Raw genomic sequence first — 23,879 nt, 5'->3', positions numbered from 1 at the left:
GCGCAGGAGTCACGTTCCATCCCTCGGGTGGTGATTTCGCGCCTTACCCGTATGCACGCCTAACCCACGACTGGGGGGTCGATGAGGCGTCATCGTTCCACGGGCACCACCAAACGAGTTCGGCTGGCCACGACGGGGATCGCGGCGCTTTCGCTGGCACTGGGTCTGTTGACCGCAGCGCCGGCGAGCACCGCGGCACCCGCCGCCGGTCCCGGCTCCTATCCCGAAGTGACCAGCGCACCGCCGGAAGCGAAGCTTCCTCCGGCGGGCGACAACGGTCCGCAGTCCTACCGGATCAAGGCCGACGCCGCCCAGGTGAAGCAGATCTTCGACCTGGGCGTGGACCGACACGAGACGAAGGCCACCAAGGCCGCCGACGGCAAGGCCGAGCTGGAGGTGGTTCTGAGCGATGCCCAGGCCGCCAAGCTGCGTGCCGCCGGCCTCTCGGTGGAGGCGAAGTCCCAGGCGCAGGACCGCACGGTGGCTCCGGCCGCGGCGGGCGTCTTCCGCAAGTACAGCGGCCCTGGCGGCCTCGGCGCCGAACTGGTGCAACTCGCCAAGGACCACCCGGACATCGCCAAGACCGTCAGCATCGGCAAGACCGTGCTCGGGCAGGACATCCTCGCGGTCAAGGTGACCAAGAACGTCCGCACCAGCCCCGACGGTTCCAAGCCCGCCGTGTTGTACATGTCCAACCAGCACGCGCGCGAGTGGATCACGCCGGAGATGACCCGCCGGCTCCTGCACCACTACGTCGACGGCTACGGCACCGACGCCGAGGCGACCCAACTGGTCGCGGACAACGAGCTGTGGTTCGTGATCTCGGCCAACCCCGACGGCTACGACTGGACCTTCCAGACCGGTCAGCGGTTGTGGCGCAAGAACCTGCGCGACAACAACGGGGACGGGGTGATCACCGCCGGCGACGGTGTCGACCTCAACCGCAACTTCGATTACAAGTGGGGCTACGACAACGAGGGCTCCTCGCCCGACCCGCTGAACGAGACCTACCGCGGCCCCGCCCCGTCCTCCGAGCCGGAGACCCGGGCGCTGGAGGGCTTCGCCGGGCACATCAAGGCCAAGTTCGTGGTCAACTACCACTCCGCCGCGCAGCTGATCCTGTACGGGGTCGGTTCGCAGGTGGCCACGCCCAGCCCCGACGACGAGATCATGGTCGCGCTCGCGGGCGACGACGCGCACCCGGCCGTCGCGGACTACGACCCGGACCTGTCGGCCGAGTTGTACGTGACCAACGGCGACACCGACGGGCAGATGAACGAGGCGTACAAGACGTTGTCGTTCACCCCGGAGATGTCCACGTGTGCCACGGCCGCCGGCTACCTGCCGGACGACCCGTACACGGTGGAGAACTGCGGCGGCATCTTCAGCTTCCCGAACGACGAGACGCTGATTCAGATGGAGTACGCCAAGAACCAGGCGTTCGCGCTGTCGGTGGCCAAGTCGGCCAAGGACCCGGACGACCCGGTCTCCTCGGTCGGGCGCAAGGCCCCCGACCTGGTCGCCGACCGGTTCGAGCACTCCTACGCCGAGGACCACGACGACCAGACCGTCGCGGTGATCGCCAAGCGCGCGCTGACCAACCGCAAGCTCAACTACCGCGTCAACGGCGGCCCGGCCAAGACCGCGGGCGTCAAGGAGTGGAAGGGCGGCAAGCGGTACGGCGAGCAGGGTTCGGCCTACTACGCCGAATACCGGGGCGACATCAAGAACGTGCGCACCGGTGACCGGATCGAGGTGTGGTTCACCGGCGAGAAGGCCGGCACCGGCAAGGTGGAAAGCGATCGTTTCACCTTCACGGTGGAGAGCGGCATCGCCGAGAAGACCGAGACGCTGGTCCTGGCCAACGAGGACTACAAGGGCGTCAACCCGACCTACCCGCCGAACACCGTCGGTCCCAAGTACGCGCAGCAGTACGTGGACGCGCTGGCAGCCAACGGCATCAAGGCGGCCGTCTACGACGTCGACAAGCTCGGCGCACCGCACCACCTCGGCGTGCTCTCGCACTTCAAGGGGGTGTTCTGGTACCTCGGCGACAACCGGCTGACCACGGACGCGGCCCACGAGAACACCGACGTCCAGGGCGAGATCTACAAGGATGCCCAGGTCACCCCACTGGTGCAGGACCTGACCGTCAACGTGCGCGACTACCTCAACGAGGGCGGCAAGCTCGCCTACCTCGGCGAGACCGCGGGCTACTACGGTCCCCTGCGCAGCGCCGCGGGCGGTGGCATCTACTACGGCTTGAACGGGCACCCGGACCAGCCGTGCAAGGTCACCACCGACCCGACCGGTGACTGTCTGATCGTCTCCGACGACTTCACCCAGTACTGGCTGGGCGCCTTCGACCGGTCGGCGACCAACGGCGCCACCGGCGTGGTGGGTTCGGCCGCGCCGTTCGAGGGGATCGACAAGGCGCTCCCGGGCACCGCGTCCAACCCGCTGAACGAGGCGGGCGGGTTCCTGCCCACCAGCGCGATCCTGACGCCGGACAAGTTCCCGATGTTCGACAGCCGTTCGGTGGCGACCTACTCGGGCAACACGTCCGGGCCGTACTCGCCGGCCGAGGGCAAGTGGTACATCAACGGTCTGCACACGGACAACGCGTACAAGCGCCTCGTCCGCACGATCGACCTCACCTCCGTCACCGCGGCGGACGCGGCGAAGCTGACCGCGCAGTTCTCGTACAGCACCGAGGCCAACTGGGACCACGCGATCGTGGAGGCGCACACGGTCGGCGCCGACGACTGGACGACGCTGCCCGACCTGAACGGCAACAGCAGTACCAAGCCGCCCACCTCGTGTGAGGACGGCAGCTTCGCCGCCACCCACCCGCAGCTGCGGCACTACCTGACGGTGACCACCCCCAAGTGCCTGAGCAACGGCACCACCGGGTCGTGGAACTCCTTCACCGGCAACTCGCAGGGCTGGAAGCCGGTCGCGTTCGACCTGTCCGCGTACGCGGGCAAGAAGATCGAGGTCTCGATCTCGTACGTCAGCGACGCGAACACCGGCGGGACCGGCCTGTTCGTGGACGACACCAAGGTCGTCAAGACGTCGGGCGTGATCGACGCCGAGGGCTTCGAGACCGGACTGGGCCCGTGGGCCCTGGCCGGCCCGCCGCCCGGCGACCCGGCGCTGGTCGGATTCACCCGCAGCCAGGCCGTGTTCGGCTCGTCGGTGATCGCCACCGACGACACCATGCTCGTCGGCTTCGGCCTGGAGCAGCTGGCCACGGCGGAGGACCGCAAGGTCTTCGTCGACCGCATCCTGCGGGAGCTGTACAAGTAGGCGCGAGCGCGCGTGATCGACCCACCGGTGAAAACCGGTGGCCGTGATACCGGCCCCCGGCGGAGACTTCTCCGCCGGGGGCCATTAACGTCTCTGCGCACATGCGAGTTCCCGCATGTGCACTTCTTTCGGGGGGATTTCTTCGTGAGCAACAACGCGCCGGGGTCGTGGGGGCCGCAGCAGCAGGGTCCCGGCCAGTGGGGGCCGCAGCCGGGCCCGCCCGGACCGTTCGGCTCGGGCCCGTACGGCGGCCCGCCGCCGCAGCCGCAGCCGCCGCGCACCGGCAACGTGGGTCTGGCCGTGCCGGCCGGGGTGGGAGCGATGCTGGTCGGCGCCGGGGTGTACGGCGTGATCGTGAAGTCGATGGAGATCCAGAGCACCTGGTTCGGGGTCGGAATCGCGGCGCTGATCGCGCTGGCCATGGGGAAGATCGGCGGGGCCAATCCGGCGCTACCGGTGATCGCGGTGCCGCTCGCTTTGCTCGGTGTCCTGCTGGGGCAGCTCACGGCAGTGGCGCTGTTCAACGCCGAGGCCTACGACGTGCCGGTGGTGGAGTTCGTGTCGGACCACGCGAGCGACATGTGGGACGCGTGGAAGGAGAACGTGGGTTTCGGCGAACTCGTCGTCTTCGTCATCGCGGGCGTCGCGGCTTTCGGTATCACCAAGTCGGTCGGCGGGAAGTAGTTCCGCCGGAGATCACCCCCCGCACTGCTTTTCCGATCATCCGTCCCGCTCCGGGCCCCTTGCGCAGCAAGCCTGCGTGGAGGTGCCCGGGGCGTCACGGTAGGGTCGGACATGGCCGGGGATATCGCAGATTCCACTGACCATCTCCTCGGCCATTCACCATCAGGGCATTCGGCGTTCGACAGAGGAGATCGGTTCGTGACGATCCGGGTAGGCATCAACGGATTCGGCCGTATCGGCCGCAACTTCTTCCGCGCGGCGCTGGCCTCGGGCGCGGACTTCGAGATCGTCGGGGTCAACGACCTCACGAACATCGCGACCCTGGCCCACCTGCTGAAGTACGACAGCATCCTCGGCCGCATCGGCCAGGAGGTCACCCACACCGACGACGCGATCACCGTCGGCGACAAGACCTTCAAGGTCATCGCCGAGCGTGACCCGGCCGCACTGCCCTGGGGCGAGCTGGGCGCCGACATCGTGATCGAGTCCACCGGCATCTTCACGGACGCCGAGAAGGCCAAGAAGCACATCGAGGCCGGCGCGAAGAAGGTCATCATCTCGGCTCCGGCCAAGAATGAGGACGTCACGATCGTGATGGGCGTCAACCACGAGAAGTACGACGCCGCCGCGCACACGATCATCTCCAACGCCTCCTGCACGACCAACTGCGTCGCGCCGATGGCCAAGGTGCTCCTGGAGAACTTCGGCCTGGTCAAGGGCATGATGACCACGGTCCACGCGTACACGAACGACCAGGTCATCCTGGACTTCCCGCACTCGGACCTGCGTCGCGCCCGCGCCGCCGCCACCAACATCATCCCGACCTCCACCGGTGCCGCCAAGGCCACCGCGCTGGTCATCCCCGAGCTCAAGGGCAAGCTGGACGGCATCGCCATGCGCGTCCCGGTCCCCACCGGCTCGGTCACCGACCTGGTCGTCGAGCTCGAGCGCGAGGTCACCCGCGACGAGGTCAACGCCGCCTTCCAGAAGGCCGCCGAGGGTGCGCTCAAGGGCTACCTCACCTACACCGAGGACCCGATCGTCTCCTCCGACATCGTGACCGACCCGTCCTCGTGCACCTTCGACTCGGGCCTGACCATGGCCCAGGGCAAGCAGGTCAAGGTCGTCGGCTGGTACGACAACGAGTGGGGCTACAGCAACCGCCTGGTCGACCTGGTCGGCTACATCGGTGGTCAGCTCTGACGGACCGGCACACGTGCCGATAGTCGACGCTTGACGATGCGGGCCCGGGTGACACGTCGTCACCCGGGCCCCGTTTCTTCGACGTCCGAGCACGACCATCCCCACCGTTTCTTCGACATCCGAGGACGAGTCGAACTTGAAGACCATCGACGACATCGACGTATCCGGTAAGCGCGTCCTGGTGCGCGCCGACCTCAACGTCCCGCTCGACGGCGGACGCATCACCGACGACGGCCGGATCCGGGCGAGCGTGCCGACCATCGAGGCGCTGCGTGCCCGCGGCGCCAAGGTGATCGTGTGCTCGCACCTGGGTCGGCCCAAGGGCGCCCCCGAGCCCGAGTTCTCGCTCGCCCCCGTGGCCGCGCGACTGGGCGAACTCCTGGGCGCCGACGTGGCGTTCGCGACCGACACGGTCGGCGACAGCGCCCGGGCGACGGTCGGCAAGCTCGCCGACGGCGAGGTCGCGCTCCTGGAGAACCTGCGCTTCAACCCGGGCGAGACGGCCAAGGACGACGCCGAGCGCGGGGCGTTCGCGGACCGGCTCGCCGACCTCGCCGAGGTGTACGTGGGCGACGGTTTCGGCGCGGTGCACCGCAAGCACGCGTCGGTGTACGACGTGCCGGCCCGGCTGCCGCACGCGGTCGGCGGCCTGATCGCCACCGAACTGGACGTGCTCAAGCGGCTCACCGACGACGTGCAGCGCCCGTACGCGGTGATCCTGGGCGGCTCGAAGGTCTCCGACAAGCTCGGCGTGATCGACAGCCTGCTGGAGCGGGCCGACCGCATCCTCGTCGGCGGCGGCATGGTGTTCACCTTCCTGGCCGCGCAGGGCCACGAGGTGGGCAAGTCGCTTCTGGAGCGGGACCAGATCGACCGGGTCCGCGAGTATCTGGCCCGGGCCGAGGCCAAGGGCGTGGAGTTCGTACTGCCCGTCGACGTGATCGCGGCCACCGCGTTCGCCGCCGACGCGGACCACGCGGTGGTCTCCGTCGAGGCGATCCCGGCGGACCGGCTCGGCCTGGACATCGGCCCGGCGTCCGGCGAGTTGTTCGCCGACAAGCTGGCCGACGCGCAGACGGTCTTCTGGAACGGCCCGATGGGCGTGTTCGAGATGGAGCCGTACAGCCACGGCACCCGCGCGGTGGCCCAGGGGCTGATCGACTCGGACGCGTTCACCGTGGTCGGCGGCGGCGACTCGGCCGCGGCCGTGCGTACCCTCGGCTTCGACGAGAACGCCTTCGGCCACATCTCCACCGGTGGCGGCGCGAGTCTGGAATACCTCGAAGGCAAGTCCCTGCCCGGCCTCGAAGCCCTGGAGGGCTGAATCCGATGTCCGCCGTGAAGAACACCTCCGGTCGTATCCCGCTGATGGCGGGCAACTGGAAGATGAACCTCAACCACATCGAGGCCATCTCCCTGGTGCAAAAGCTTGCATTCACGCTGAACGACAAGGACTTCGACCGGGTCGAGGTCGCGGTCCTGCCGCCGTTCACCGACCTGCGCTCGGTGCAGACCATGGTCGAGGCGGACAAGCTCCGCTTCACCTTCGGCGCCCAGGACATCTCGCAGCACGCGGGCGGCGCGTACACCGGCGAGATCGCCGGGTCGATGCTGGCCAAGCTCAACTGCACCTACGCGCTGGTCGGCCACTCCGAGCGGCGCCAGTACCACCACGAGGACGACGCACTGGTCAACGCCAAGGCGCACGCCGCCTACGCGAGCGGCCTGGTGCCGATCGTGTGCGTCGGCGAGGGCTTGGACGTGCGCAAGGCCGGCGAGCACGTCGCGTACACGCTCGCCCAGGTCGAGGGCGCGCTCAAGGGCATCACTCCCGAGCAGGCCGAGTCCGTGGTGATCGCCTACGAGCCGGTCTGGGCGATCGGCACGGGCGAGGTGGCCACCCCGGAGAACGCGCAGGAGGTGTGCGCTGCGATTCGGGGCAAGCTCGCCGAGCTGTACTCCGCCGACCTGGCGGACCGGGTGCGGGTGCTGTACGGCGGTTCGATGAAGCCGAACAACGTGGCCGGCCTGATGGCGCAGGCCGACGTGGACGGCGGCCTGGTCGGCGGCGCCTGCCTCCTCGCGGAGGACTTCGCGCGGATCGTGCGTTACCAGGAGCAGTAGGACCAAGGGTGTTCGGTCGGGCCCGGGGCGTGCGTCGCCCCGGGCCCGACGCGTGTCCGAGATTGTGCGCCGATCGGTCATCGGGGCCGGAACCACTCGTTCCTCATAAACCCGACGCGAGTATTTCCAACCCGCTTGCCCCACCCATAACCGGTACCTGACGATAAGTCATCGCCAAGTGGCCGGTAGTCGCCCCTCTGCGGCGACTGTGGCCGGCTGCCCCCAGGGGGTGCGGGTGTCCTTTCCAGACATGTCCAGAACCGGGGATACCGGAGCCACACGGTATCTGTGTACGGGTGCGGAGATCGACGAGCGGTTCGCCGCGCGGGTGATCGAGGAACTGTGGGAGAACGCGCACCGGGACCGCGCGCCGTCCTACGGATACAACGAACAGGCGGTCCTGGAGCACGCGTTGGCCGCCCGCAGGCGGCGGATCCTGCGTGATGTGATCGCGTTTTTGGTGCCGGTGATGATGGCCCTGATCGGGTTCGGCGTCGCGGCCGGGCTGACCTGGCTGGCGCTGGTGGTCTTCTTCGGTCTGGTGACGGTGCGCAGCGGCGTCGTCGGCGGGGGTGGTGTGCGCGACGTCCGGAGCCGGGCGGCGGCGCAGGTGTCGTGGATGGCGGCGCTGCTGTTCGGGCTGATGTTGTACCTGGTTGCGGGCGGGACCGGGGAGCCGCCGGACTTCACGATGATCGCGCTGACCGTGCTGCCCGCCTACGCCGTGGTGGTGTTCGTGGTGTGGATCGAGCGTATGCAGCAGCGCGCCACGGTGGTCTCGGACCTGGGCCCCGGGCGCACCTGGGTGCCGACGCCGCCGCCGATCGGCCCGGCGCCGGGCGGCGGGGTCGGGACGTTACAGGGGGCGCTGACCGAGGTGTTGCCGCCGCGCCCGACACACGCCCCGGTCGACATCGCCGAGCCGCCGGGGTCGCCGGCGCCGCCGCCGATTCCCTCCACCGTGCGCTACAGCGGCTACGTGCCGTTCGTCGGCGCGGGCGAGCTGGTGGAGAGCTGGACCTTCCCGGTCGAACTGCGCGGGGCCGGGCCCTCCGTGCTGGACGCACCGCGACCGCGTACCGCCGACAAGAACGGATACACCCCGTTCACCGTCGACGAGCTGACCGCTGCGATCTGCACCGCGTTCGAGGGGTTGTCCCGGTCCGAGGAGGGCCGGCACCGGTTGACCGGGCTGAGTGTGCAGATGCACGAGTTCAGCAGCGGCGTCACCGGCGGCGCGGTGCCGCCGCCGGCCGAGGCGACCCGGCGCTACCTGTGTGTGCGGGTGGGCACGTGGTCGCAGGAGGTGGTCGTCTCGGTTTTGATCCGCTTCACCCTGGACGGCCGCATGTTGTACACCGAGCTGCACGAGTTGGTGCTGCCGCCGATCCGGCCCGACTTCCACGTCGCCGACGAGTGGCTGCACGCGGCCGACGCGGCCACCCTATGGGGGGCGTTCGGCCACGCGCTCGTGGAGGCGCCGGGGTTGATGGCCTCGGCGGTGGGCCGGCTGATGCGGGTGTGGACCTCGTGGTGGCGCCGGTCCGGCAACCTGCGCGCGGCGCACGAGCGCACCGCCCGCAATCTGCCGGTGGATCGAGGTGCGCGGGCCTCGGTGCGCGAGTTGGGCGCGTCGGCGAACTACGCCACGTTCTTCCAGAACTCGGACGCGGAGAAATACCTCAAGCTGATCGAGCGCAAGTTCACCGTATTCGTGCTGGACTTCCTCCAGCGCAGGAACGTGGATGTCACCGAGTATCGCGCGCGCAACGAGCTGGTCCTCAACAACGGGATCATCCAGCACGTCTCGGGTGATCTCAACAACAGCGGCGCGATCGTCGCGGGCCGCGGCAACCAGGCGTCCGTGCGCGGTTCCGGCGGGGTCGGCACCGGCGCACGATCGACAGCGGGAGGTACCTCGTGAACGCCGCCGAATCGAACGTGCCCGAGCCGGAGCCCGAGGAGCGGGACGCGGAGGGGTCGCGCAACGACGGGATCAGCCTGTCGGGCGGCCCGGTGACCAACACCGGCGCGATCGTGGCGGGCGGTGACAACCGGGTCACGGTGCGCCGCACGGGCGCGGTGCGCGGCACCCGGGACGCCGGCCGGGGGCACCCGCTGACCAGCACGGGTGCGCTGGTCAGCGGCAGTGGTCACGAGGTGGAGCTGGAGGACACCGGCGACGTCGAGCCGGCCGACGCCGCGGCGGCAGACGCCGGGGAGGGGCGGTCGCCGGGGGAGCGGAGCACGCCCGACCAGCCGTAATACTATGATCCGCCGGATTAGCCGAAGGGCCGCACGGCTCCCACTTGCGGGGCGCGGCAGCGTACTCTGTCCGGTGGCCGGGAATCTCCGGCCTCCGCGTTCCGCCAGAAGGAGTTGGGCCCGGCCGTGATCACCGGTTTCTCGATCGCCCTGATCGTCTTCAGCCTGCTCATGGTGCTGTTGGTGCTGCTGCACAAGGGCAAGGGCGGCGGCCTGTCGGACCTGTTCGGCGGCGGCATGTCCTCCTCGCTCGGCGGTTCCTCCGTCGTGGAGAAGAACCTCGACCGCATGACCATCATCGTCGGCGTGTGCTGGATCACGACGATCGTCGTACTCGGTCTGCTCCTGAAGCACTCGTACTGACGACTCGTAGCGACAAACGCGTACCGACAGGGCCGGTTCGGCCGCTGTTTCCACCCGCGCGGTGGCCTTTCTGACGGACTGTCGGAAACAGTCGGAAAAGGGCCACCGCTCGGTTCAACCTTGCGCGAGGCGCACGTACACTGGACGCCAAGCCGCGCAACGGGGGCGCGACCTCAAGGACCAAGGGGAGTTTTTACCGTGGCAAGTGGCAACGCCATCCGTGGGAGTCGGGTCGGCGCCGGCCCGATGGGGGAGGCTGAGCGCGGCGAAGCAGCCCCACGTCTCCGTATTTCTTTCTGGTGCGCGAACAAGCACGAGACCCAGCCGAGCTTCGCGACCGACGCTCAGGTCCCCGAGACGTGGGACTGCCCCCGCTGCGGTCTGCCCGCCGGGCAGGACCAGCACAATCCGCCGGACGCCCCGCGTACCGAGCCCTACAAGACGCACCTCGCCTACGTGCGCGAGCGGCGCAGCGACGCGGACGGCGAGGCGATCCTCGCCGAGGCGCTGGCCAAGCTGCGCGGCGAACTCTGAGTCCGGTTCCGGGCTCGACGAGCGTGTACCCGTACGGTAGGCCGTAGGCCCGCCGTCGGGGGAGCCGCCGGGAGTGACGACCCACCTTCGGGTGCCGTCGTGACTCCCGGCGGCTTTTTTGCGCGTGGTTCGGCGTGCGCCGCCCCGGCCGGGGGTCAGTCGCGGACGGGCAGTGCCTCCTGGGGGATCGGGCGGTGTACGCGGCGGCGGTCGGCCTGGTGCGGGAGCGGGCGCTGACCGCGTTCGATCCAGGCCGGCAACTCCTCGCCGGTGGCCGCGAGCCACCGCTTGCGCACCGCGTCGGGGTCGGCGTGGTGGGCCCGCACGAGGGTGTCGCCGGCCAGGTCGGAGACGCGGTCCAGGTTCAGCGCGGTGCCCACGCCCAGGGCCGCGGCGAGCGGCGGCACCGCGTCGGCGGGCCGGCCGGCGGCGACCAGGACGATGCCGTACAGCGCGTAGGTGACCGGGACTTCGGGGCGGCGGGCCAGCACGGGGTCGGCCCGCACCCGTCTCGCCCGCAGCCGGACCGCCTCCTCCAGCGCGTCCACCGCCTCGTCGTGCGCGCCGGCGGCGCTGTGCAGCAGGCCCAGACTCTGGAGCGAGGCGGCGAGTTCGTCCTCGCGGCGCCCGGCGGGGGCATGCTCGGCGCTTGCGTAGCCGCGGCGCACCTCGACCGCCTCGGCAGCCAGTGCGATCGCCTCGGGGCCGCGGCCGAGGCGGGCGAGCAGGGTGGCGTGCCGGAGCAGCACGGCGGCCTGCCGGGCCTCGGGCGGGCCGACCCCGAGCAGCCGTTCGGCCTCGGTGAACGCGGCCAGCGCGGGTTCGCTCGCGCCGCCGGCGGCGAGTCGGCCGGCGAGTTCGTCCAGGGACAGGGCGAGTTCGACCCGGTGCCGCTCGGGCGTGCGGGCGGCGAGGGTGCGGAAGAGCTGTACCGACTCGTGCAGCGCGCCGAGCGCGGCCGGTTCGTCGCCGTGGTCGCCGAGTCGGGCCCCCAACTCGCGCAGGGTCAGCGCGAGCAGCGGGCGGTGCGCGCGGTGGTCGAACGCGGCCAGTCGGCGGGCGTGTTCGGCGGCGCTCGCGGCTACCTTCACCGCGTCCTCGGTGCGCGCGTCGGCGGCCAACACGGCGGCGAACGCGCGCAGTCCGCCGACCAGGGCGGGCCCGTGCCGGCGGTGGTCCCTCGCGGCGAGCACGCCCAGCATCCGCACCGCGGCACGGGCGGGCGCGGCGGCGTCGGCGTGCCGACCGGCGCGGGTCAACCGTCGTGCCTTCTCGGTCAACATCTCGGCCCGGGTCGCCTCGGCGTCGTCGGCCTCGGCCGGAGCGCTCGCGCCGCCCGGCGGATTCGATTCCGGTTCGGCCGGATCATGCCCCTCGGTTTGCCCGGGTTCGGCGAAGGATGGCGCGGCCGGCGGGGTTTCGGGCGTGGCGAGGCCCGGACACGGCGATTGCAGCTCGCGCCGGTGCCGGTATTCCTCCAGGTGACGCTCATGGCGTCGCAGCCATCCGAACCGCACGGGTCCCACCTCGCCTCTGGTCCCGAAGACCTCCGCGTGACGCTATCGCGAGCGGGGCGCCGACGGGGCCGAACGGGTACGGATCCGGCCACGAACACCTGACCGAGACGACGGCGGGATGTCCGTGGCATGCCGGTTTGCCCGGCCCGGTTCACTCCTTGGGCTCGGCTTTGCCAACTCGGGGGCGGATCCCGGGTGCTCGCGTTCCAAGATCGCTAATGTGTGCGAGTTCCATCGAAGTACGGGCGCGCCGCGCCCGACGCACAGGGGGTTCGATGCATCCGATTACACGCAGGACGTTGGGCGGGATCACCGCCGTGACGATCGGCGCGCTCGCGCTGGTCGCCTGCAACGCGGACGACAAGAAGAAGGGCACATCCGAGGCGGCCGACAGCCCGCCCTCGACGGCGCCGGTGGTCGCGCCGCCGCCCACCGGCAACCCCGGCGGCTCCGGTGCGCCGGGCACCCAGGCGCCGAAGTCGACCAAGCCGTCGGCGAGTCGGTCCTCGGCGGGCGTCCCGGGCGACGATTGCGGCCCGGCGCCGACCACCAAGCCCGGACACCGGATCGTCTACCCGAACAAGGCACCCGGCAAGGACTCGTTGTACTACCGCAACACCAAGTTCGTGTGCGACCCCAACGACGGCCACTACGAGCCGGTCGGCGCCGAACAGACACCGCTGCACTTCGCGCCGCAGGCCACGGGCACGCTGTCCGGCCCGGCCCCGTGGAAGGCGGAGTACCTCGGCCAGGTGTGGGACCACATCGACAAGTGCCTCACCCACCAGACCGACCCCGGACACGCTTGCTCGTCGTTCGGGGCCTACGAGGTCACCCTGAACGCCGCCGGTGAGATCAGCGACATCAGGGAGATCTTCCACTCCTGACCCGTCGGCAGCGCCGGACTCTCCCGCCGCGGGGGAGTCCGGTACCACCCGGCGCGGGCGGGGGTTCACCGCCCCAGCCGGGTCCGGAGGGGTTGCGGCGGGGCCGGGCGGACCGGCCCGCCCGTCAGCCCTGCGCGCCGCCCAGTTGCAGGCCCGCCATTCGGGACCACTCGTACTCGGTCGTGCGCACCTTCGCCGCGAGTTCGTTCGGGAACTCCTCGTGCAGCGTCACGCCCGCCTTCACGATCGCCGCGCGGGCGATGTCGCGGTCGCGTACGACCTGGTCGCCCCAGGCCCCGTCGGTGCCGACGAGCACGATCCGGGTCGCGTCGCGGCCGACGTACTCGACGACCGCGTCGCCCCCGCCGCCGTGCGCGGCGGTGAAGCGCTCGATGTGTTTGGCGATCCTGCGCACCTGTCGCTCGACCCGCGCATCCGGGGAACCCGGTTCCGGCGTGGCCGTCGTGGTCTCGGTGTCCGTCATGGCGCCCACATTACCGACGGGGCGTCACCGGATCCGGCGCAATCGCGCGTGGTCCGGATCACGTCGCGACACACCGGTTCGGGCACGGTGCGGGCGCCGTGCCCGAACCGGCTCAGAACAGCAGCGGGTCGACCGCGACCGCGACGAACAGCAGCGTCAGGTAGGTGATCGACCAGTGGAACAGCCGCATCTCCTTGAGCCCCGCGCCGGTCACCTCGGCCTTGGCCCGACGCTGCAGCCCGTGCGCCTCCCACAACCAGGCCGCCCCCAGCAGCGCCGCGGCGATCGGGTACAGCGGTCCGGTGTCCGCGGCCGGCCACAGCAGCATCGACACCCCGACCATGACCCAGCTGTAGAGCACGATCTGGTTCGCGACGACCTTGTTGCCCGCGACCACCGGCAACATCGGCACACCGGCATTGGTGTAGTCGTCGGTGAACTTCATCGACAGCGGCCAATAATGCGGCGGGGTCCAGAAGAAGACCACCGCGAACAACACCACCGGCGCCCAGTCCAGCGAATTCGTGACCGCGGTCCAGCCGATCAACACCTGCATACAACCCGCGATACCGCCCCACACGATGTTCTGCGGCGTGCGCCGCTTCAGCAACATCGTGTAGACGACGACGTAATAGAAGATCGCGAAGACGGAAAGCGCCGCCGACAGCGGATTGACCAGGAACCAGAACCACGCGGTGGAAATCACCCCGAGCGCGCTCGCGAACACGATCGACTCGCGCGGCGACACCATTCCGGTGACCAGCGGGCGCCGTTCGGTGCGGTGCATCAGCCGGTCGATGTCCCGGTCGATGTACATGTTGAAGGCGTTGGCGCTGCCCGCCGAGAGGTAACCGCCGAAGACGACCAGCAACACCAGACCCAGATCCGGCAGCCCGTGCGCCGCGAGGAACATCACCGGAATCGTGCTGATCAGCAGCAGTTCGATGATGCGCGGCTTGGTGAGGGCCACGAATGCGAGAACCCGGGCCATCGGCGGGCGGGCGCCGGCGGGCGCATTTCCCACCAGCCCGGCCGGTCGGGATTCGACGGCTGTCACGAACACCCCATCAGCAGCGTTTTCGGCCGGGCCCGGGTGCCGCCCGGAAGCCGGTTTGCTCGTCAATACGTAAGCGGAAGGCAAGCGGTGTCGAGACGTCGAGGCCCGGACCCACTAGCAGGAAACTGTAGTCCCTCACCAGGGGCACGAAGCCTCCGGGGCATGCCCGCCGCACCGCCGGGTAGCCGACCGGAAGGTCGCCGCGTGCGTCGTCCCGTGCCCACCACGCGTCGTGCCTCGTCCCGCGTGTCCCCGCGGTCCGTTCGACCACGTGGACATCGGGGTGAACCCCACGGTGAACGTCACCACCCGGGTGGCCGTCCTCCGAGCGAGGGAACATGCCGCCCCCGGTAGGCTCGGCCACGTGCCTGAGGCGCCGGGGCGAAGGTCCCGAGCCGGCCGCAATCATTCGGCCTATCCCGGAAGACCCCGGAAGGAGCCCTGACAAGGGTGAGCACCAAGCCGACCCCCGACAACAGCTCTCTCGACTGGAGCGACCTCGACAAGCGAGCCGTCGACACCGCTCGTGTGCTCGCGATGGACGCCGTTCAGAAGGTCGGTAACGGCCACCCCGGAACGGCCATGAGCCTGGCCCCGGCGGCCTACCTCATCTGGCAGAAGTTCCTGCGCCACGACCCGACCGACCCGGACTGGACCGGTCGCGACCGCTTCGTGTTGTCCCCGGGCCACACCAGCCTGACCCTGTACACCCAGCTCTACCTGTCGGGCTACGGCCTGACCCTGGACGACCTGAAGTCGTTCCGCACCTGGGGCAGCCGCACCCCCGGCCACCCCGAGCACGGCCACACCGCCGGCGTCGAGACCACCACCGGGCCGCTCGGCCAGGGCGTGGGCAACGCGGTCGGCATGGCGATGGCGGCCCGCTACGAGCGCGGCCTGTTCGACCCGGACGCGGCCCCCGGTACCTCCCCGTTCGACCACACCATCTGGGTGATCGCCTCCGACGGCGACCTGGAAGAGGGCATCTCCGCCGAGGCCAGCTCGCTCGCCGGGCACCAGAAGCTGGGCAACCTCGTCGTGCTCTACGACGACAACCACATCTCGATCGAGGGCGACACCGAGACCGCGTTCAGCGAGGACGTCCTCGCTCGCTACGCGGCCTACGGCTGGCACACCATCCGGGTCGAGCCGCAGGCGGACGGCGACATCGACGTCGTGGCGCTGCACGCGGCCCTGGAGGCGGGCAAGGCGGAGACCGGCCGGCCGACCATGATCGCCATGCGGACGATCATCGCCTGGCCCGCGCCGAACGCGCAGAACACCGGCAAGGCGCACGGCTCGGCGCTCGGCGCCGACGAGGTCGCGGCCACCAAGCGCGTGCTCGGCTTCGACCCGGAGCAGACCTTCGAGGTCGCCGACGAGGTGCTCGCGCACGCTCACCAGGTGGTCGACCGCGGCCGTGCGGCGCACGACGCGTGGAAGAGCGCGTTCGCCAAGTGGGCCGAGACCAACCCCGAGCGCGCCGCCGAGCACGCCCGCATCTCCGCTCGCCGGCTGCCCGACGGCTGGGAGAAGGTGCTGCCGGAGTTCGAGGCCGGCAAGCCCGTCGCCACCCGCAAGGCGTCCGGCAAGGTGCTCGCCGCGCTCGGCCCGGTCGTCCCCGAACTGTGGGGCGGCTCGGCCGACCTGGCCGAGTCCAACAACACCACCATCGACGAGGGCAGTTCGTTCCTGCCCGACGGCAACCCCCTCAAGGGCGCGAACCCGTACGGGCGCACCGTGCACTGGGGCATCCGCGAGCACGCCATGGGCTCGACCATGAACGGCATCGCGCTGCACGGTGGGACCCGCATCTACGGCGGCACCTTCCTGGTGTTCAGCGACTACATGCGCCCGGCCGTCCGGCTCGCCGCGCTGATGAAGCTGCCCACCACCTACGTGTGGACGCACGACTCGATCGGTCTCGGCGAGGACGGCCCCACCCACCAGCCGATCGAGCACATCGCCGCGCTGCGCGCGATCCCGGGCCTGGACGTGGTTCGCCCGGGTGACGCCAACGAGGTCTCGGTGGCCTGGCGCAAGATCCTGGAGACCACCGACCGCCCGGCCGGCATCCTGCTCACCCGCCAGGACGTACCCACCTGGGACCGCACCGAGTTCGGCTCGGCCGAGGGCACCGCGCGCGGTGGCTACGTGCTCGCCGAGGCGTCCAGCGGCACCCCGCAGGTGATCCTGATCGGCACCGGTTCCGAGGTGCAGATCGCGGTCGCCGCGCGCGAGGTGCTGGAGGCCGAGGGCGTGCCCACCCGGGTCGTCTCGCTGCCCTGCCTGGAATGGTTCAACGAGCAGGACCAGGCGTACCGCGAGCAGGTGCTGCCGCCGGCGGTCAAGGCGCGCGTGTCGGTCGAGGCCGGCATTGCCCAGGGCTGGCGCGAGCTGGTCGGCGACGCGGGTCGGATCGTCTCGCTGGAGCACTTCGGCGCGTCCGCGGACTACAAGAAGCTGTTCGCCGAGTTCGGGCTGACCCACGAGGCCGTCGTTTCGGCCGCTCGGGAATCCCTGGCGCACGCCGGTAGCTGAAGATCATGTGACCCGGTGGGCGGTGTCGGGTGGCAACACCCGCCCGACACCGCCCGCGCCGGGCGTAGATCCGCCGCCCACGACGCGGCCGGATCCGGCCGCCCACTCGATAAGGAGCAAAGTGTCATGACGGAATCCCTGCGTCGCCTGTCCGCCGAGGGCGTGGCCGTATGGCTCGACGACCTGAGCCGGACGCGGCTGGAGTCCGGCAACCTGCACGAACTGGTCCGCGACCGCGAGGTCGTCGGCGTGACCACCAACCCGGCGATCTTCCAGAAGGCGATCACCGGCAACGACGTCTACGACGCGCAGTTGCGCGACCTCGCGGTGCGCGGGGTGACCGTCGAAGAGGCCGTGCGGATGATCACCTCGGCCGACGTACGCCAGGCGTGCGACGTGCTGCGCCCGGTCTACGACGCGACGAACGGCGTCGACGGCCGGGTGTCGATCGAGGTCGACCCGCGCCTCGCGCACAAGACGGAGCCGACCATCGCCGAGGCCCGCCAGCTGTGGTGGCTCGTCGACCGGCCGAACCTGTTCATCAAGATCCCCGCCACCAAGGCCGGTCTGCCCGCCATCGCGCAGACCCTCGCCGAGGGGATCAGCGTCAACGTCACGCTGATCTTCTCGCTGGCCCGCTACCGCGAGGTGATGGAGGCTTACGTCGAGGGCATCGAGCGCGCCCGCGCCGCCGGTCTGGACATCTCGAAGATCGAGTCGGTCGCGTCGTTCTTCGTCTCCCGCGTGGACACCGAGATCGACAAGCGGCTGGCCGCACTCGGCACCGACGAGGCCAAGGCCGCGGCGGGCAAGGCCGCGGTGGCCAACGCGCGACTGGCCTACCAGGCGTACGAAGAGGTCTTCGGCACCGAGCGCTGGCAGGCCCTCGCCGCCGCCGGGGCCCGGCCGCAGCGCCCGCTGTGGGCCTCGACCGGCGTCAAGGACCCGGCGTACCGCGACACGATGTACGTGGACGACCTGGTCGTCAAGGGTGTGGTGAACACCATGCCCGAGGCCACCTTGAACGCGGTCGCCGACCACGGCGCGATCACCGGCGACACCGTGCACGGCACCTACGAGTCGGCGCAGGCCGACCTCGACGCGGTCGCCAAGCTCGGCATCTCCTACGACGAGGTCGTCGACCTGCTCGAGGAGGAGGGCGTCGAGAAGTTCGAGACCTCCTGGAACGAGCTGCTCGCGTCCGTACAGGGCGAGCTGGACCGGCTCGCCAAGGGCTGACGCCCACCTCGTCGAACGGCCGTTGCACCCGGTCGGCCTCCCTCGCCGACCGGCGCAGTATCCGCTCGTCCCACCGCCGCCGCATGTGACCCGTTCGGCGGCGGTGGGACGGGTAATCCACGCAATCAGGGCATGATTTCAGCACACTCCCACCCCATTCATAGGAGGGCTGACCGCCCGTGGTACACGCAAACGACGAACGCGTGACCGCAGGCGGCGTGGACGTCACCGTTTCCGGTGACCTCGTTCACTCCGCCGCAGTCGCCGAAGTCATCACCGCCTGCGTCGTGGACAAGGTGCCCGCGCGCCTGGCCGCCTCCGACGCCACCCTGTGGGGTCCGGACGCCGAGTCGCTGGCCGCGATCCGCCTGGGATGGGTGGACCTGCCCGCCTCCTCGCGCGCGCTGTTGCCGCAACTCGCCGAACTGCGCGAGCGGCTGGCCGCCGAGGGCCTGGACCACGTGGTCCTGGCCGGCATGGGCGGCTCCTCGCTGGCCCCCGAGGTGATCACCGCCACCTACGGCAAGCCGCTCACCGTGCTCGACACCACCGACCCCGCCCAGGTCCGCCGCGCGCTCGGCGACGACCTGGAGCGCACCGTCGTGGTCGTCTCCAGCAAGAGCGGCGGCACCGTGGAGACCGACAGCCACCGCCGCGCGTTCGAACAGGCCTTCCTCGACGAGGGGTTGACCAACGACCAGCTCGCCGGGCGGATCGTGGTGGTGACCGACCCCGGCTCGCCGCTGGAGAACACCGCGCGCAACGCCGGCTACACCATCGTGCTCGCCGACCCCAACGTCGGCGGCCGCTACTCCGCGCTGACCGCGTTCGGCCTGGTGCCCAGCGCGCTGGCCGGCGTGGATGTGGAACGCCTGCTCGACGAGGCCGCGGCGCTGGCCCCGACGCTGGCCGGCGATCGGGACAACCCCGGCCTGCTGCTCGGCGCGGTGCTCGGGGCCGCCGCCAACCACGGCCGGGACAAGCTGGTCCTGGCCAACAGCGGCGACATCGTCGGATTCGGCGACTGGGCCGAGCAGTTGATCGCCGAATCCACCGGCAAGCAGGGTCGGGGCATTCTGCCCGTCGTGGTCGAGGGCCCGACCGCGCCCGGCTTCGACCACGCGAGCGGCCCCGACGCGGTGCGCGTGCTCATCGGCGCCGAGGACATCGAGCGCCTCGCCGCCGACCTGCGTGTGTCCGGCCCGCTGGGCGCACAGTTGCTGCTGTGGGAGTACGCGACCGCGGTCGCCGGCCGAGTGCTCGGCATCGACCCGTTCGACCAGCCCAACGTGCAGGAGTCCAAGGACAACACCGGCGCGCTGCTCGAGCGCGCGGGCGACGACGGACCGCTGCCGGTGGGCACGCCCGCGTTCGTCGACGGCGCGGTCGAAGTACACGGCGACGCCGAGCTGTTGGCCGGCGCGAGCGACCTGACGGGGGCGCTGCGCGCGCTGCTGGCCACGGTGCCCGACAACGGCTACCTCGCGGTGATGGCCTACCTGGACCGGCTCGGCGACACCGACGCGCCCAAGCTGCGCCCGCTGCTCGCCGAGGCACTGGACGGGCAGCAGGTCACCTTCGGCTGGGCACCTCGATTCCTGCACTCCACCGGCCAGTTCCACAAGGGTGGACCCGCCGTCGGCGCCTTCCTCCAGATCACCGGCGCCAACGCCGAGGACCTGGACGTACCGGCCAAGCCGTACAGCTTCGGCCGCCTGCAACTGGCCCAGGCCCTGGGCGACCTCGGCGCGATCACCTCGCGCGAGCGCCCGGTCCTGCGCCTGCACCTGACCGACCGCGCGGCCGGACTCGGGCAACTGCTCGACGCCGCCCGCGCCCTCGCGGACGGAGCGGCTCGATGAGCCCCAAAGCCGGCAAGAGCAAGCCGGCCGTCTGGCCGGAGAACCCGCTGCGCGACCCCCAGGACCGCCGACTCCCGCGCATCGCGGGCCCGTCGGGCCTGGTCATCTTCGGCGTCACCGGCGACCTGTCCCGCAAGAAGCTGATGCCGGCGATCTACGACCTGGCCAACCGCGGCCTGCTGCCGCCGGGCTTCGCGCTGACCGGGTTCGCCCGGCGCGACTGGGAGAACCAGGACTTCGCCCAGGTGGTCTACGAGGCGGTCAAGGAACACGCCCGGACCCCCTTCCGGGAAGAGGTCTGGCAGCAGCTGTCCGAGGGATTCCGGTTCGTCCAGGGCGAGTTCGACGACGGCAAGGCGTTCGACCAGCTGCGCCAGACGATCGACGAGCTGGACGAGCAGCAGGGCACCCAGGGCAACCATGCGTTCTACCTGTCGGTGCCGCCGAAGGCCTTCCCCGAGGTGGTCCGCCAGCTCAAGGAGCACGGACTCGCCGACCCCAAGGCCGACTCGTGGCGCCGCGTGGTGATCGAGAAGCCGTTCGGGCACGACCTCAAGAGCGCGCGCGAGCTGAACAAGGTCGTCGACGAGGTCTTCCCGCCCGAGTCGGTCTTTCGCATCGACCACTACCTGGGCAAGGAGACCGTCCAGAACATCCTGGCGTTGCGCTTCGCCAACACCATGTTCGAGCCGCTGTGGAACCGCTCCTACGTGGACCACGTACAGATCACCATGGCCGAGGACATCGGCATCGGCGGCCGGGCCGGGTACTACGACGGCATCGGCGCCGCGCGCGACGTGATCCAGAACCACCTGCTGCAACTGCTCGCGCTGACCGCGATGGAGGAGCCGGTGTCCTTCGACGCCGACGCCTTGGTGGCCGAGAAGCTGAAGGTGCTCGGCTCGGTCAAGCTGCCCGACGACCTGTCGCGCGGCACGGTGCGGGCCCAGTACACCCGCGGCTGGCAGGGCGGCGAGCTGGCCAAGGGCTACCTCGAAGAGGACGGCATCCCGCCGGACTCGCGCACCGACACCTACGCCGCGATCAAGCTGGAGATCGCCAACCGCCGCTGGGCGGGCGTGCCGTTCTACCTGCGCGCGGGCAAGCGCCTCGGCCGTCGGGTCACCGAGATCGCGGTGGTCTTCCAGCGCGCCCCGCACCTGCCGTTCGACGCCACCGCGACCGAGGAGCTGGGGCAAAACGCCCTGGTCATCCGGGTGCAGCCGGACGAGGGCATGACGGTGCGCTTCGGCTCCAAGGTGCCGGGCACCGCGATGGAGGTGCGCGACGTCAACATGGACTTCGCGTACGGCGAGTCGTTCACCGAGTCGAGCCCGGAGGCGTACGAGCGCCTGCTGCTCGACGTGCTGCTCGGCGACGCCCCGCTGTTCCCCCGGCACGAGGAGGTCGAGCTGTCCTGGAAGATCCTCGACCCGATCGAGGAGCACTGGGCACAGCACGGCAAGCCCGAGCCCTACGTGTCCGGGACCTGGGGCCCGGACGCGGCCGACGAGATGCTCGCACGTGACGGACGGAGCTGGCGCCGCCCATGATGATCGATCTGACGGACACCAAGTCGAGCAAGATCAATGCCGCGCTGGTCGAGGCCCGCCGAGGAATGGGCAGCCCCACCCTCGGCATGGTGCTCACCCTGGTCATCGTCACCGACGAGGCCAACCAGTACGACGCGATGAAGGCCGCGAGCACCGCCGCCCGTGAGCACCCCTCGCGGATCCTGGTGGTGATCGGCCGCCCGGGAGCGGAGATCGCGCCGCGCCTGGACGCCGAGGTCCGGGTCGGCGACTCGGGCGTGGGCGAGACCGTACTGCTGCGCATGCACGGCGAGTTGGCCAACCACGCCGAGTCGGTCGTGCTGCCGCTGCTGCTGCCGGACGCGCCGGTCGTGGTGTGGTGGCCGGGGCGCGCGCCCGAGGTGCCGAGCAAGGACCTGCTCGGCGCGCTGGCCACCCGCCGGGTGACCGACGCCGCCGCGCCGCCGCGCCGGGCCGATGTACTGCGGCTGCGGGCGAGCGCGTACACGCCGGGGGACACCGACCTGGCCTGGACCCGCACCACGCCGTGGCGCAGCCTGCTGGCCGCGGCGCTCGACCAGAAGTACAGCCGGATCCTGAGCGCGAAGGTCGGCGCCAAGGCAGGCAACCCGAGCGCGGAACTGCTCGCGCTGTGGTTGACCGATCGCCTGGAGGTCGACGTGGAGCGGGTGGAGACCAACGGCCCCGGGATCACCGCGGTCACGCTGGTGACCGAGGACGGCGAGATCGTGATCGACCGCCCCGACGGGATGATGGCGTCGCTGTCCTCGCCCGGCCAGCCGGACCGGGTGGTCGCGCTCAAGCGGCGCGAGGCCTCCGACCTGGTCGCCGAGGAGCTGCGCCGGCTGGACCCGGACGACGTGTACGCGGCGACGTTGGCGCGGGCCGCGTTGGAGGCGGCGCGGGTGCCGTCGGCGGCGTCGTTCACCGAGTCGCCCGTGTCGCAGACGCCGGTGAGCGACGTGGAGAAGGCCGAGGAGGGCGAGGCGCCGCTCCGAAAGGCGAAGAAGGAGGTCGGTGCGGCTCCGCCGCTGAAGCGCACGTCGAGCGCGGCGGGGGCGAAGCGGCCCACCGCCCGGGCGCGGGTGGCGGACGAGGGCGCGCCCGCCGCCACGCCGAAGAACGCGGCCGGCCGGGCGCCTCGCAAGAAGAAGGGCGACGGCGCGTGAGCCCGCACGGCCCGGTTCGGGTGCACGCCGACACGGCACTGCTTGCCAAGGCGGCGGCGACCGGGCTGATCCAGCGGGTCGCCGACGCGCAGGCCGAGTTCGACGTGGCGCACATCGTGCTCACCGGTGGCCGCAACGGCAACGCGTTGTTGCACGAGTTGTCGCTCACGCCCACGCTGGGCGCGATCGACTTCGACCGGCTGCACGTGTGGTGGGGCGACGAGCGGTTCCTGCCGGCGGGCCACGCCGACCGGAACGAGACGCAGGCGCGCGAGGCGTTGTTGGACACCGTCCCGGTGTTGCCGGAGCTGGTGCACCCGATGCCGGCCAGTGACGGTCCGGACGGGGACGACGTGGAGGCGGCGGCGGCGCGGTACGCCGCCGAACTGGCCGCCGCCGCGCCCGAGGGCGCGCTGGTGCCGGCGTTCACCCTGGCCATGTTCGGGGTGGGCCCCGACACGCACGTCGCGTCGCTGTTCCCGGGCTTCGCGGCGACGGAGGAGACGGGGCGCACGGTGGTCGCGGTCCGCGAGGCCCCCAAGCCTCCGCCGACCCGGATCACCCTGACCTTCCCGGCGATCCGAGCCGCCCACGAGGTGTGGCTGCTCGCGGCGGGCGAGGACAAGGCCGACGCGGTGGCGGCGGCGCGGGCCTCCACCGACCCCACGAAGACCCCGGCGGCCGGCGCCTACGGCACCGGCGCGACGCTGTGGCTGCTCGACCGGGCCGCGGCGGCGCGGCTGCCGGAGCACTAGCCGCACCCGAAGGGCGGGGCGGAGGCCGGGATCGGCTTCCGCCCCGCCCTTTCGCATGCCCCGCGCGACCGATCGCGGGCGACGGTCGACGCCGGCCCGTTCCCTGACACACCGTTACATTTTGCGCACCGTAATCGGGCGGATGCGGCAACCGGATGGTCTTGCTCGGGGGTTTGTGGGGCTTCATCCCCGCGTGGGCCCGCGTTCACGGAGGTACGGGTGTTCCGGTCGGCAATGCCGGGTACAGCAGACCGGGAAAGTTACGGGAGGGCCACACTGGGGGCCACGAGTGGGCCCGGAATCGGGACCACGCGAGGGATCGAAGGAGTGCGT

General features: G+C 70.8%; 19 protein-coding genes. 16 read left to right on the top strand and 3 right to left on the bottom strand.

All coding sequences use genetic code 11. From position 1 onward, the window contains the following. Nucleotides 1-81: 81 nt before the first annotated feature. The 9 genes from ACFXKZ_RS44555 to ACFXKZ_RS44515 all read left to right on the top strand — a co-directional run bounded on the left by ACFXKZ_RS44555 (nucleotide 82) and on the right by ACFXKZ_RS44515 (nucleotide 10,482). The gene (locus tag ACFXKZ_RS44555) at nucleotides 82-3,309 is read left to right on the top strand and encodes a M14 family zinc carboxypeptidase (protein ID WP_380011306.1); all 3,228 of its coding nucleotides are present in this window, start codon (nucleotides 82-84) and stop codon (nucleotides 3,307-3,309) included. Between the two features lie 144 nt (nucleotides 3,310-3,453). Further along, nucleotides 3,454-3,993: a hypothetical protein gene (locus ACFXKZ_RS44550; RefSeq protein WP_380011303.1), complete on the top strand. Its 540-nt coding sequence runs from the start codon at nucleotides 3,454-3,456 to the stop codon at nucleotides 3,991-3,993. A gap of 198 nt (nucleotides 3,994-4,191) precedes the next feature. Next, nucleotides 4,192-5,196 (top strand): type I glyceraldehyde-3-phosphate dehydrogenase, encoded by a 1,005-nt coding sequence (gene gap / locus ACFXKZ_RS44545; RefSeq protein WP_380011300.1) that lies wholly within the window; start codon nucleotides 4,192-4,194, stop codon nucleotides 5,194-5,196. Nucleotides 5,197-5,332: 136 nt separating this feature from the next. Then, nucleotides 5,333-6,520 (top strand): phosphoglycerate kinase, encoded by a 1,188-nt coding sequence (locus tag ACFXKZ_RS44540; RefSeq protein ID WP_380011298.1) that lies wholly within the window; start codon nucleotides 5,333-5,335, stop codon nucleotides 6,518-6,520. 44 nt (nucleotides 6,521-6,564) lie between these two features. Next, on the top strand, nucleotides 6,565-7,320 hold the full coding sequence (tpiA, locus tag ACFXKZ_RS44535; RefSeq protein WP_380011463.1) for a triose-phosphate isomerase: 756 nt from the start codon (nucleotides 6,565-6,567) through the stop codon (nucleotides 7,318-7,320). 250 nt (nucleotides 7,321-7,570) lie between these two features. Beyond that, nucleotides 7,571-9,244 (top strand): hypothetical protein, encoded by a 1,674-nt coding sequence (locus ACFXKZ_RS44530; RefSeq protein ID WP_380011296.1) that lies wholly within the window; start codon nucleotides 7,571-7,573, stop codon nucleotides 9,242-9,244. After that, on the top strand, nucleotides 9,241-9,585 hold the full coding sequence (locus ACFXKZ_RS44525) for a hypothetical protein (RefSeq protein ID WP_380011293.1): 345 nt from the start codon (nucleotides 9,241-9,243) through the stop codon (nucleotides 9,583-9,585). Before ACFXKZ_RS44530 ends, ACFXKZ_RS44525 begins: the two co-directional genes overlap by 4 nt. A 126-nt stretch (nucleotides 9,586-9,711) precedes the next feature. Then, a complete protein-coding gene (gene secG, locus ACFXKZ_RS44520) occupies nucleotides 9,712-9,948 on the top strand; it encodes a preprotein translocase subunit SecG (protein WP_380011290.1) in 237 nt (78 codons plus the stop codon). 198 nt (nucleotides 9,949-10,146) lie between these two features. Then, nucleotides 10,147-10,482 (top strand): RNA polymerase-binding protein RbpA, encoded by a 336-nt coding sequence (locus ACFXKZ_RS44515; RefSeq protein ID WP_040877318.1) that lies wholly within the window; start codon nucleotides 10,147-10,149, stop codon nucleotides 10,480-10,482. Between the two features lie 155 nt (nucleotides 10,483-10,637). Here ACFXKZ_RS44515 and ACFXKZ_RS44510 read toward each other — a convergent pair whose 3' ends face one another. After that, nucleotides 10,638-11,999 carry a hypothetical protein gene (locus ACFXKZ_RS44510; RefSeq protein ID WP_380011285.1) on the bottom strand — a complete coding sequence of 454 codons (1,362 nt, stop codon included), beginning with the start codon at nucleotides 11,997-11,999 and terminating at the stop codon, nucleotides 10,638-10,640. Between the two features lie 275 nt (nucleotides 12,000-12,274). Here ACFXKZ_RS44510 and ACFXKZ_RS44505 point away from each other — a divergent pair, with 275 nt between their 5' ends. Beyond that, on the top strand, nucleotides 12,275-12,886 hold the full coding sequence (locus ACFXKZ_RS44505; RefSeq protein ID WP_380011282.1) for a hypothetical protein: 612 nt from the start codon (nucleotides 12,275-12,277) through the stop codon (nucleotides 12,884-12,886). A 124-nt stretch (nucleotides 12,887-13,010) separates the two neighbouring features. Here ACFXKZ_RS44505 and ACFXKZ_RS44500 read toward each other — a convergent pair whose 3' ends face one another. Then, nucleotides 13,011-13,370: a hypothetical protein gene (locus ACFXKZ_RS44500; RefSeq protein WP_126641309.1), complete on the bottom strand. Its 360-nt coding sequence runs from the start codon at nucleotides 13,368-13,370 to the stop codon at nucleotides 13,011-13,013. Nucleotides 13,371-13,482: 112 nt separating this feature from the next. Further along, on the bottom strand, nucleotides 13,483-14,433 hold the full coding sequence (locus tag ACFXKZ_RS44495) for a heme o synthase (RefSeq protein ID WP_380011279.1): 951 nt from the start codon (nucleotides 14,431-14,433) through the stop codon (nucleotides 13,483-13,485). Between the two features lie 444 nt (nucleotides 14,434-14,877). Here ACFXKZ_RS44495 and tkt point away from each other — a divergent pair, with 444 nt between their 5' ends. The 6 genes from tkt to pgl all read left to right on the top strand — a co-directional run bounded on the left by tkt (nucleotide 14,878) and on the right by pgl (nucleotide 23,546). After that, on the top strand, nucleotides 14,878-16,968 hold the full coding sequence (gene tkt / locus ACFXKZ_RS44490) for a transketolase (protein WP_380011276.1): 2,091 nt from the start codon (nucleotides 14,878-14,880) through the stop codon (nucleotides 16,966-16,968). A gap of 126 nt (nucleotides 16,969-17,094) precedes the next feature. Next, nucleotides 17,095-18,207, top strand: a complete 1,113-nt coding sequence (tal, locus tag ACFXKZ_RS44485) for a transaldolase (RefSeq protein WP_380011273.1) — start codon at nucleotides 17,095-17,097, stop codon at nucleotides 18,205-18,207. Nucleotides 18,208-18,386: 179 nt separating this feature from the next. Continuing rightward, a complete protein-coding gene (locus ACFXKZ_RS44480) occupies nucleotides 18,387-20,069 on the top strand; it encodes a glucose-6-phosphate isomerase (RefSeq protein WP_380011270.1) in 1,683 nt (560 codons plus the stop codon). After that, entirely contained in the window at nucleotides 20,066-21,622 is a 1,557-nt protein-coding gene (gene zwf / locus ACFXKZ_RS44475; protein ID WP_380011267.1) for a glucose-6-phosphate dehydrogenase, read from the top strand. Before ACFXKZ_RS44480 ends, zwf begins: the two co-directional genes overlap by 4 nt. Then, nucleotides 21,619-22,791 (top strand): glucose-6-phosphate dehydrogenase assembly protein OpcA, encoded by a 1,173-nt coding sequence (gene opcA, locus ACFXKZ_RS44470; RefSeq protein ID WP_380011264.1) that lies wholly within the window; start codon nucleotides 21,619-21,621, stop codon nucleotides 22,789-22,791. The genes zwf and opcA overlap by 4 nt, the downstream gene beginning before the upstream one ends. After that, nucleotides 22,788-23,546, top strand: a complete 759-nt coding sequence (gene pgl, locus ACFXKZ_RS44465; protein ID WP_380011261.1) for a 6-phosphogluconolactonase — start codon at nucleotides 22,788-22,790, stop codon at nucleotides 23,544-23,546. Before opcA ends, pgl begins: the two co-directional genes overlap by 4 nt. Nucleotides 23,547-23,879 lie beyond the last annotated feature (333 nt).

Origin of the sequence: Embleya sp. NPDC059237 (assembly GCF_042754105.1) — a bacterium.
Classification (GTDB): domain Bacteria; phylum Actinomycetota; class Actinomycetes; order Streptomycetales; family Streptomycetaceae; genus Embleya.
Note: the sequence above shows the minus strand (reverse complement) of the source record. Positions and strands in the feature narration are given on the sequence as shown.